This is a genomic window from Pseudomonas sp. Colony2, assembly GCF_019382755.1.
Taxonomy (GTDB): Bacteria; Pseudomonadota; Gammaproteobacteria; order Pseudomonadales; family Pseudomonadaceae; genus Aquipseudomonas.
Genome location: NZ_CP080030.1, coordinates 1,296,233 through 1,297,088 on the forward strand (window position 1 = coordinate 1,296,233; position 856 = coordinate 1,297,088).

An 856-nucleotide genomic window follows, 5' to 3' on the forward strand; every position below is an offset into this window, starting at 1 on the left:
GACCGTGCCCGCTTTTGATTTGGCTTTTGCTTTTGCTCTTCAACACTCAAGCCGGCCGGGAGGCCGCTGTGCTGTTGATCTGCTTTTGATCTTGATCTTAGGCGCCCCGTTAAACCACGCTGGCCGAACGCAGGCTTTGGAGCGTGGGTAACCTGGCAGGACGCCAGGTTAGCCGTCCTGGGCCAAGGATGGCCCATGACGGCGGCCCACGGTCCAAAGCCGGAGTGAGGGCACACCGAGCCTGGGCGAGGTGCCGAGTGGTGGGGCAAGAGCGTTTTGCTTACTTTTGCGCTTTTCAAAAGTGAGCCGCTGTAAGAGCGGAACCAATAGCAGCCGTTACCGCAGCAACGGATATGCCCCCCCCCGAGAAAACTTTCCTCCCCCGCGCGTGACCCAGATCCCACAACCCGTTGATTAATGATGGCATCCGCTCAGCTATACTCCTCTCCATTTGAATGGCCCTCGAGGAATTACTGTGAAGAACTGGACCTTGCGCCAACGGATTTTGGCGAGCTTTGCGGTCATCATCGCGATCATGCTGCTGATGGTAGTGGTCTCGTATTCACGCCTGTTGAAGATCGAACTCAGCGAAGAATCAGTCCGTGACGACGCAGTCCCGGGGGTGTACCTGAGTTCGATGATCCGCAGTGCCTGGGTCGACAGTTACCTGCAAACCCTCGATATCATTGGCCTGCGCGAAGACAAGGGCCTCACCGACGCCGACAAGACCGACTTCAAGTCTTTCGAAACCCGTATCCTCACCCAGATGGCCAATTACAAGGCGACCATCAACGGCGGCGAGGACCAGGCCGAATTCGATAAATTCGAAGCCCTGCACCAGGCCTATAACAAGGCT

At 56.9% G+C, this 856-nt stretch carries 1 protein-coding gene; it reads left to right on the forward strand.

The window, feature by feature from the left end; genetic code table 11:
- Positions 1–475: 475 nt before the first annotated feature.
- Positions 476–856: MCP four helix bundle domain-containing protein (locus JV201_RS29570; RefSeq protein ID WP_257903291.1), on the forward strand; the 381-nt coding region annotated here is incomplete at its 3' end.